Genomic DNA, 8,954 nt, shown 5'->3' with positions numbered 1-8,954 from the left:
AGATGTGTATAAGAGGCAGAGCTGGGGCAGGCCGGAGAACCTGGCCTCGTCGCTGAGGTGCGCGGTCAGGTGCCAGGGCTCGTCGTCGGGCGTGCCCACCAGCAGCAGGCCGCCGGGCGAGCGGGTGGCGCGCAGGGCGACGCCCAGCTCGCGGGCGCGTTCGAGCCAGCCGGTCTCCGCGAGGAGCTCGCGCAGGAAGGCCACCGATCCTGAGTCCATGAATCCATGGTGCATGACGGGAATGAACGGGGTGGCTGATTCGCGAGTGATGTGTTGACACAGCCTGTGTTTCCCCGTCATTTCGGGCCTTGACATGGAGTTACCCTCGGGTAACGATCGGCTCGCGGCGCCGCCGTCCCAGTGTGCGATCTTCACGGAGAGGGGCGGCACATGAACTTACGTGTCCGCGTCAGCATGTCCATGGTCCTGTTAGCGATCATGTCCCTCACCACGACCCCGGCCCGCGCGGCGGCTCCGGGAGACGTGGTCTCCGCACAACCCACGACGGTCTACCTCCTGCCGGGCAAGCTGCTGGAGGTGCCGGTCAACGCCTGGCACCTGCGCTACAACTCCACCTCCGCCACCGGCTCGGTGAACACCGTGTCCGGCACCCTGCTCGTGCCCAAGAGCGGCTACCCGCTCGGCGCCCGCCCGATCATCGGGTACGCCTTCGGCACCCACGGGCTCGGCGACCAGTGCGCCCCCTCGGTCAGCATGAGCCAGGGGCGGGAGGCCGAGCTCGCGCTGGTGAGCCTGTTCCTGCTCAAGGGGTTCGCGGTGGCCATGACCGACTACGAGGGGCTCGGCACTCCGGGCCTGCACACGTACATGGCCGGGGTCTCGCAGGGGCACGCGGTGCTCGACTCGATCAGGGCGGCCAGCCGGGTCTCCGGCGCGGGGCTGTCCAGTCAGGCGCCCGTCGCCGTCATGGGGTACTCGCAGGGCGGCGCGTCGGCCGGGTGGGCGGCGCAGCTGCAGCCCACGTACGCGCCCGAGCTGCGGCTCAGGGGCGTCGCCGCGGGCGGCGTACCGGCTGACCTGCACGCCGTGGCCGCCCACCTGGACGGCGGCGCCGACTTCGGGCTGGCCGCGGCCGCCGGGGTGGGCCTCGACGCCGCCTATCCCGAGCTGGACCTGGAGGCCGACCTCAACGACCGGGGCCGCGCCCTGCTCGCCGACGCGGCCGACGACTGCGTGGGAGACCTGAGCAAGCTCGCCGGGCTCCGCTTCGCCGACCTGAGCCCGATCGACCTGATGAACCAGCCAAAGTGGCTGGCCCGCCTCGGCCAGAACCGGCTGGGGGCGGTGGCGCCGCGGGTGCCGATGTTCCTGTACCACGCGAGGGGGGACCAGATCATCCCGCTCGCGGTGGGGTCCACGCTGCGCTCCGAGTACTGCCGGGCCGGGGTGAACGTGCGCTGGACCGCGCTGCCCGCGCCCGACCATGTCACGGGGGCCATCGAGGGCGGCCCGCTGGCCATCGAATGGCTGGCCCTGCGGGTGTACGGCCTGCCTGCGTTCGGCAACTGCTAGCGCGCTTCTCCGGCACCGCCCGCCCCGGTGGAGGGGTGGGCGGTGCCGCCGGGCCGGGGCCGAGCTGGCATGATCTGGCTATGACTGAAGCAAGCGGGCTTTCCATCGGCATCCTCGGCGGCACCGGCGACCAGGGGAAGGGGCTGGCGCGCAGGTTCGCGCTGGCCGGGCACCCGGTGCTGATCGGGTCGCGCAGCGCCCAGCGGGCACAGGAGGCGGCCGACTCCATCGGCGCGGGCGCGACGGGCGACGAGAACGCCGCCGTCGCCTCGCGGGCCGACATCGTGATCGTGGCGGTGCCGTACGAGGGGCACAAGGCGCTGCTGGAGTCCCTGCGCGCCGAGCTGGCCGGGAAGATCGTGGTCGACTGCGTCAACCCGCTCGGGTTCGACAAGCAGGGCGCGTACGCGCTGCGCGTCGAGGAGGGCAGCGCCGCCCAGCAGGCCGCCGCCGTGCTGACGGACAGCCGGGTGGTGGCGGCCTTCCATCACGTGTCCGCCGTCGTGCTGATGGACCCCGCGGTGGACAAGGTGGACCTCGACGTCCTGGTGCTCGGCGACGACCGCGAGGCCACCGACGCCGTGCAGGCGCTGGCGGAGGCCATTCCCGGCGTGCGTGGGGTCTACGGCGGCCGGTTGCGCAACGCCCACCAGGTCGAGGCGCTCACCGCCAACATCATCTCGGTGAACCGCCGCTACAAGGCCCACGCCGGGCTCCGCATCACCGACATCTGACCCCGCGCGTCACGCCCCCGTGAGTCCCGGCCCCGCATCGCCGGGCCGCGCGTCGCCGGCACCTGCCCGTGCGCGACCCGGCTCCGTGGCTAGAGCCAGCCGGCGTCCTCGGCGATCCGGATGGCGTCGATCTTGTTGCGGGCGCCCGTCTTCGTGATCGCCCCGGTCAGGTAGTTGCGCACGGTGCCGGGCGACAGGTGCAGGCGGGAGGCGATCTCCTCGGCCGAGGCGCCCCTGGCGGCCTCCTTCAGCACGGTGGACTCCCGGGGCGTCAGCGGGCTCTCGCCGTACTCCATCGCCGAGGACACCAGCTCGGCGTCCAGCACGCGCAGCCCGGCGGCGGTGCGCCTGATGGCGTCCGCCAGCCGGTCACCCGGCGCGTCCTTGACCAGGAACGCCGTGATGCCGGCCGCCAGCGCCCTGCGCACGTGGCCCGGCTGCCCCATGGCCGTGAGCACCAGGACCCGGCAGGACGGCAGTCGGCCGAGCAGCTCGGCGGCGGCGGTGATGCCGTCGAGCACCGGCAGGTCGATGTCCACGACCGCGACGTCGGGGCGGGTGTCCATGGCCACGGGCACGATCTCGTCGCCCCGGGTCACCTCCGCGACCACCTCGATGTCGGCCTCCAGCCGGAGCAGCGCGGTGAGCGCGGCCCGGATCATGTGCATGTCCTCGGCCAGCAGCACCCTGATCACGCGCCCGCCCCCGGCGGCCGGCGTCGTCGCCCTCATGCGGCGACCTCCGCGGCCGGGAAGGACGTGCTCGTGTGGCGAGCTGCGAGCGCGCTCACGCGGCGACCTCCACGGTCAGCAGGAAGCCGCTCGTGCCGGTGCGGGCGGCGGCGCAGGAGCCGCCCGCCTGCGCGGCGCGCTCCTTCAGGCCCGTGAGGCCGTTCCCGGTGGGGCCCGGCTGGCCGGGAGCGCCGTCGTTGGCCACCTCCAGCCGCAGCCGCCCCTGGCTGAGCGAGGTGGTGATCGTGCAGATGGTGGCCTCGCTGTGGCGCAGGACGTTGGTCACCGCCTCGCGTACGGCCCAGGCCAGCGTCTCCTCCGCGCGCGGGGACAGCGGGACGTCCGCCAGGTGCGCCTGGCACCCGACCCCCGACGACTCCAGCAGCGCCACCGCCCTGTCCACCTCGCCGGCCAGCGACATCGCGCGAAACCCCCTGGCCACCCCGCGTACGTCCTGGGCCGCCTCCCTCGCCACCCGCACCAGCTCGCCCATCTCCGCCCGCGCGGAGCCGGGCTCGCCGCGGTCCATGAGGCGCGCGGCCAGGTCGCCCTTGAGCGCGATCGCGGTCAGGCTGTGCCCGAGCCCGTCGTGCAGGTCGCGGGAGATCCGCAGGCGTTCCTTGAGCACGGCGGCGTCCGCCAGCTCGGCCCTGACCTGCTCCAGCTCCGCGGTCACGCGGGCCACGCGGACCAGCGCGTACGTCATCGCGCCCGTCGTGAACGTGGTGACCAGGTAGAACAGCGTGATCACGGAGTTCGCGGTGCTCAGCCCCAGCACGGCGGCCTCGTACGCCAGCATGAGCCCGACCAGCGCGCCGCCCCGGCCCAGTGGCAGGAACACCAGCAGCGAGCCGGCCAGCATCGGGGCGGTCACCCCCGACATGCCGCCGGGCAGGACGAAGTCCGGCAGGTAGGTGACGACCGCCTGGAGCACGAGCGTGAGGGGGTAGCGAGGAGGCCGCTCGCCGCGCAGGGCCGCCCGCATGTTGAGGTGATGCGTGCCGACCACCGCGAGGATCACCGCTCCGGCCGTCGCGCCGTAGCGCCAGCTGTGCAGGAAGTAGGTCAGCGCGATCACCGAGTAGGCGAGCGAGACGGCCGTGATGAGGCCGATCGCGAGGCGTCTGGCGGAGAGGGAGACCACAGCGGAGTTTACGACCTGCGTGGTTCCCACCGGAACCACAGCCTGAGCGCGACGAGCCCGGTGGCCGCCCAGCCGGCCAGGACCAGCGCGGGCACCGCCAGGTCGCCCGTCTTGACGGCGTTGACGACGGCCATGGTCGGCAGCAGGTCCAGCACGGGGAGCAGCCACGACGGCAGCGGGATGGGCCCCATCGCGCCTGCCGAGACCCCCGCCACCAGGAACACCGGCATGGTGAACGCGGCCGCCAGCTCCGCGCGCGGGATCACGGCCGTGTACGCGGCGCCGAGCAGCGACAGCACGGCCGAGCCCGCGACGACGAAGGCGGCGAAGGCCGGCAGGTTCGCGGGCAGCGGGACGCCGGCCACCAACCGCACGGCCACCACGCACAGCACGATCATCGCCACGGTCTGGGTGGCCGTGCTGGCGATCTGGCCGAGCAGGATCTGCCGGTCCGTCAGGCGGCCGGCCCGCAGCCGCTTGAGCACGAGCTGGTCGCGGCGGCTGGTGAGGGCGACGGCGATGTTCATGAACGCGGTGATCGACAGCAGCAGCGCGAGCGAGCTTTGGAAGACCGAGGTCGCCGCGTCCGCGCCGCCGGCCTGGACGTGCCGCATGAGCAGCGGCATCCCGATGGCCAGCCCCACCGGCGTGATCACCGAGCCGACCAGCATCGCCTTGTCCCGCCAGAACAGGCGCGTGCCGAGACGGTAGGTCGCGGTCAGGCTCATCGGGCGCTCCTGGGCAGGTCGAGGAAGAGGTCTTCGAGCGTGGCCGTACGGACCTCCAGGCCCGCCAGCCGCAGCCCGCGCTCCGCGGCCCAGGTCAGCAGCGTCTGCGCGGCGAGGTCGGGGTCCTCGGCGCGGCAGACGGCCTGCCCGCCCTCCATGGTGACCGGCAGCGGCAGGTCGGCCGGGCTCACCTGGGCGGGCAGCCGGAACGCCACCCGCCCGCTCTGCGCCGCGAGCGTCTCGGCCATCCCGCCTGAGGTCACGAGCGTGCCCTCGTCCATGATCGCCATGGTGGAGGCCAGGCGCTGCGCCTCCTCCAGGTAGTGCGTGGTCAGCAGGATCGTGGTGCCCTGACCGGCCAGGTCGCGGATGACCGCCCAGGTGCTCCTGCGGGCCTCCGGGTCCATGCCGGTGGTCGGCTCGTCGAGGAACAGCACGTCGGGGCGGCCCAGCAGGGCCAGCGCCAGATCGAGCCGGCGCTTCTCGCCGCCGGACAGCTGCCGCACCTTGGTGCCGGCCCGGCCCTCCAGCCCCGCCAGCCCGATCGCCTCGTCGCGGGGGCGCGGCGCGTCGGTGAAGTCGCGCCAGGTGTCGATCGTCTGGGCGACCGTCAGGTCGGGGAAGAACCCGGCCTCCTGCAGCATGATCCCGATGCGCCGCCGGACGGCCGCGCGATCGGTGTACGGGTCGAGGCCGAGCACCCGCACGGTCCCGCCGTCCGCCCGCTGGAAGCCGGCGAGCACCTCGATCGCGGTGGTCTTGCCCGCGCCGTTCCTGCCGAGCAGCGCGAAGATCTCTCCTTCGGCCACCTCGAACGAGATGCCCTTCACCGCCTCGAACCCCTGATGGCTCTTCCTGAGCCCGGCCACGCCGATTGCTGTCATGCCTCCGAATATGCCGGGGACGTGATCACGCGCGACAGTGAAGAATTCACGACTTCCTGGACAGCTTGAGCAGCGCCTCCGCGACCGCCTCGGGGTCGACGAGCTGGTGCAGGTGCATGCCGGGCAGCCGGGTCACCGGCCAGCCGCGCCGGACCGCCTCCTCGGCGACCTTGTCGTACGGGGGGCCGAACCACAGGCACGAGCACCGGACGTCGTCCCACCCGGCGGGCACGGGCAGCGTCTGCGTGTAGTAGTCGAGCGGCAGCCGCGGCTGCTCGGCCGCCACCCGCACCCGCACAGCGGGGTCGGGCAGCATGGCCACCACGTCCTCCTCGTCCCACCAGTCCGTCCAGCGCGGCAGCACGCCGTCGGGACCGGCCAGATCGCGCAGGAACGGCAGGAACTCCTCATTCGCGATCTTGATCAGGCCGTCGCTCGGCGGGATGTGCGCGTCGGCGAACACGCACGCCACCACCCGCTCGCCCAGCCCTTCCTTGATCAGCGGCAGGAAGAAGCCGGCGTTGCTGTGCACGACCAGCACCAGGCGGGTGTCGGGGGCGGCGCTGCGCACCGCCTCCACCACCGTGGGCCAGTAGGGTGCCCCGCCCGCCACCACGCCGGTCAGGTCGGGCACCACGGCCGCGTGCCCCCGCCGCTCCAGCGACTCCGCCACGGGCGCCCACGTGGACGGGCCGACGGAGGGGCTGTGCACGAGGATGAAGGTCGTCTCCATGGCTCCACCCTTTCAGACGATGAGGGTGTGGCGGGACACGGCGTGATCGGCCCCGCCGAAGGACGCCCAGGCCGCGGCCAGGTTGTTCACCGCTCGCGAAAGCTCGTCCTCGGGGAAGAGGAAGTGCAGCCGCATGTGGTCGGAGTATCCGCCCAGCGGGTCGAACGACCTGCCAGGCGGCACCGCGACCCCATGCCTGAGCGCCACCTGGGCGAAGGAGTCGACGTCGCCGCGCGGCAGGCGTACCCAGAGGGTCTGGCCGCCGAGGGCGGGCTCGAACGACCAGGACGGCAGGCGCGTACGCAGCTCCGCGCACAGATGGTCGTGGCGCTCGCGCAGCACGCGTACGCGGGCCGGGCGGATCTCCTCCAGGCGGCGCAGCAGCGCCACGGCGGCGAGCTGGCTGAAGACCTCGCCACCCAGATCGTGCACGGCGCGCAGCCTGGCCAGCCGCGAGACCAGCGGGGCCGCCGCGCGGATCCAGCCGAGCCGCAGGCCGCCCCAGACCAGCTTGCTCATGGAGCCGACCGTGATCACCTGCTCCCCGCCCCCGCACGCGGCCAGGGGCGGCGGCGTCTCGCCCGAGAAGCACAGCTCGGCGCAGACCTCGTCGTCGATCAGGGGCACGTCGTGCTCGGCGGCGAGCGCGGCCAGCCGCCTGCGGGCCTGGTTGTCCATGACGGCGCCGTCCGGATTGCGGGCGGTGGGGACGAGGTAGGCCAGCGCGGGACGTTCGCGCAGGGCGTGACCCGCCTGCTCCACGTGCATGGGCCGGACGACCGACGCCGCGTGCCTGAACGCCTCCAGCGCCCCCGGATAGGTCGGCGACTCGGTCAGCACGGTGTCGCCCGGCGACACCAGCAGCCCGGCCAGCAGCGTGAGCGCCTGCTGGGCCCCCGTCGTCACCATGATCTCCTCGGGCGCCGTCGGCACGCCGCGCCCGGTGTAGTAGGCGGCCAGGGCGGCGCGCAGGTCCGCGTGCCCGGCCGGCTGGTAGCCCAGGTCGCGCACCCTGGCCAGCCGCGCGCCCGCCTCCTCGTACGCCTCGAACATCGCCGCCGGCGGATCGTGCGGGGCGGCGCAGGTCAGCAGCTGCACGCCGTCCGGCGGATGCAGGATGTGCATCAGCAGGGGGTTGGCCACCACGCCGTCGGTGGTCCGCGTCGCGGGCAGGTCGAGCGCGGCCACCCTGGTGCCGCTGCCCTGCCTGCGCACCACGCGGCCCTCCTGCTGGAGCAGGTCATACGCGGCCACCACCGTGCCCCGGCCCACCGCCAGCCGGCTGGCCAGCACGCGGTCGGGCGGCAGCTGCGCGCCCGGCGCCAGCACGCCGTCGTCGATCAGCGCCCGCAGGCGGGCGGCCAGCAGCAGGTACAGCGGCCCGCGCCCCGACGCCCACCGGCCCAGCAGATCGATCAGGTCGTCGAGATTGGCCCCATTCATGGACCAATTCTGCGGCATTGGCTCTCCTATGTGCCCCCTTTTCGGGTGATTCTGGAAACATGACTGATTCCCGCTCTGACGCGCTCCGCCCCGACACGCGCGCGGTGCACGTGCCGCAGCCGGTCGTGGAGGGCAGCCGTCCGATCACGATGCCCATCTACCAGACCTCGGGTTTCACGTTCGACGACCCCGCCGTGATGGCCGACTCGATGGGCCGGCCGGACGGCGCGTACGTCTACGGGCGCTACACCAACCCCACCGTCCGCTCGCTGGAGCTGGCCGTCTCCGGGCTCGAAGGCGGCGCGGGCGCCATCGCCACCGGCTCCGGCATGGGCGCGATCAACACCGTGCTGCTCGCCCTGCTCAAGCCCGGCGACCACCTCATCGCCCAGAGCTCCCTGTACGGTGGGACCGCCGCCATGCTGGCCGAACTGGCCGGCCGGTTCGGCATCACGGTCACCCACGTGCCGGAGAACGACCCCGCCGCCCTGCGCGCCGCGGCCCGCCCGGAGACCAAGCTCGTCTACCTGGAGACGATCAGCAACCCGATGACGCTGGTCGCCGACCTGCCCGCGATGTGCGCGGCGGCCCGCGAGCTGGGGCTGGTGTCCGTGGTGGACAACACGTTCGCCACGGCCATGCTGTGCCGGCCCATCGAGCACGGGGCGGACATCGTCGTGCACTCCACCACCAAATACCTGTCCGGGCACACCGACGTGGTGGGCGGGCTCGCGGTCTTCGCCGACCCGGCGCTCTACGAGCGGGTCTGGCACTTCGCGATCGAGCTGGGGGCCGCGGCGGAGCCGTTCGCGTCCTGGCTGGTGCTGCGCGGGCTGCAGACGCTCGCGTTGCGCATGGAGCGCCACTGCTCCAACGCCCGGCTGCTGGCCACCCGGCTCGCCGGGCATCCCGCCGTCGCGGCCGTGCACTGGCCGGGGCTGGAGTCGCATCCGTCGTACGAGCTGGCGGGCAAGCTGCTGTCCGGCTTCGGCGGGGTGTTCTCGTTCGACCTGGCCGGCGGGGG

At 73.3% G+C, this 8,954-nt stretch carries 9 protein-coding genes and 1 pseudogene; 3 read left to right on the top strand and 7 right to left on the bottom strand.

Going from position 1 to position 8,954, the window contains the following annotated elements:
• Nucleotides 1–219 (bottom strand): annotated as a pseudogene (locus ETD85_RS56850) (hypothetical protein); the annotation flags it as partial.
• Between the two features lie 171 nt (nt 220–390).
• On the opposite strand from ETD85_RS56850, the gene ETD85_RS56845 reads away from it, so the two are divergent.
• On the top strand, nt 391–1,533 hold the full coding sequence (locus ETD85_RS56845; RefSeq protein ID WP_206059526.1) for a lipase family protein: 1,143 nt from the start codon (nt 391–393) through the stop codon (nt 1,531–1,533).
• Nucleotides 1,534–1,613: 80 nt separating this feature from the next.
• Nucleotides 1,614–2,267 (top strand): NADPH-dependent F420 reductase, encoded by a 654-nt coding sequence (npdG, locus tag ETD85_RS56840; protein ID WP_138698154.1) that lies wholly within the window; start codon nt 1,614–1,616, stop codon nt 2,265–2,267.
• 89 nt (nt 2,268–2,356) lie between these two features.
• On the opposite strand, the gene ETD85_RS56835 is transcribed toward npdG, so the two are convergent.
• From ETD85_RS56835 to ETD85_RS56810, 6 genes are all read right to left on the bottom strand, one after another.
• Nucleotides 2,357–2,962, bottom strand: a complete 606-nt coding sequence (locus tag ETD85_RS56835) for a response regulator transcription factor (RefSeq protein WP_138698156.1) — start codon at nt 2,960–2,962, stop codon at nt 2,357–2,359.
• A 91-nt stretch (nt 2,963–3,053) separates the two neighbouring features.
• Nucleotides 3,054–4,142 carry a sensor histidine kinase gene (locus tag ETD85_RS56830; protein ID WP_138698153.1) on the bottom strand — a complete coding sequence of 363 codons (1,089 nt, stop codon included), beginning with the start codon at nt 4,140–4,142 and terminating at the stop codon, nt 3,054–3,056.
• Between the two features lie 8 nt (nt 4,143–4,150).
• Nucleotides 4,151–4,870 carry an ABC transporter permease gene (locus tag ETD85_RS56825; protein WP_138698152.1) on the bottom strand — a complete coding sequence of 240 codons (720 nt, stop codon included), beginning with the start codon at nt 4,868–4,870 and terminating at the stop codon, nt 4,151–4,153.
• Nucleotides 4,867–5,754 carry an ABC transporter ATP-binding protein gene (locus tag ETD85_RS56820; protein WP_138698151.1) on the bottom strand — a complete coding sequence of 296 codons (888 nt, stop codon included), beginning with the start codon at nt 5,752–5,754 and terminating at the stop codon, nt 4,867–4,869. The genes ETD85_RS56825 and ETD85_RS56820 overlap by 4 nt, the downstream gene beginning before the upstream one ends.
• Before the next feature lie 46 nt (nt 5,755–5,800).
• Nucleotides 5,801–6,487: an alpha/beta hydrolase gene (locus ETD85_RS56815; protein ID WP_138698150.1), complete on the bottom strand. Its 687-nt coding sequence runs from the start codon at nt 6,485–6,487 to the stop codon at nt 5,801–5,803.
• A 12-nt stretch (nt 6,488–6,499) separates the two neighbouring features.
• A complete protein-coding gene (locus tag ETD85_RS56810; RefSeq protein WP_138698149.1) occupies nt 6,500–7,930 on the bottom strand; it encodes an aminotransferase-like domain-containing protein in 1,431 nt (476 codons plus the stop codon).
• 59 nt (nt 7,931–7,989) lie between these two features.
• Between ETD85_RS56810 and ETD85_RS56805 the strand changes: the two genes are divergently transcribed.
• Nucleotides 7,990–8,954: trans-sulfuration enzyme family protein (locus ETD85_RS56805; protein WP_240780074.1), on the top strand; the 965-nt coding region annotated here is incomplete at its 3' end.

This window comes from Nonomuraea zeae (assembly GCF_005889725.1).
Classification (GTDB): domain Bacteria; phylum Actinomycetota; class Actinomycetes; order Streptosporangiales; family Streptosporangiaceae; genus Nonomuraea; species Nonomuraea zeae.
This window is presented reverse-complemented; position numbering and strand designations above follow the sequence as displayed.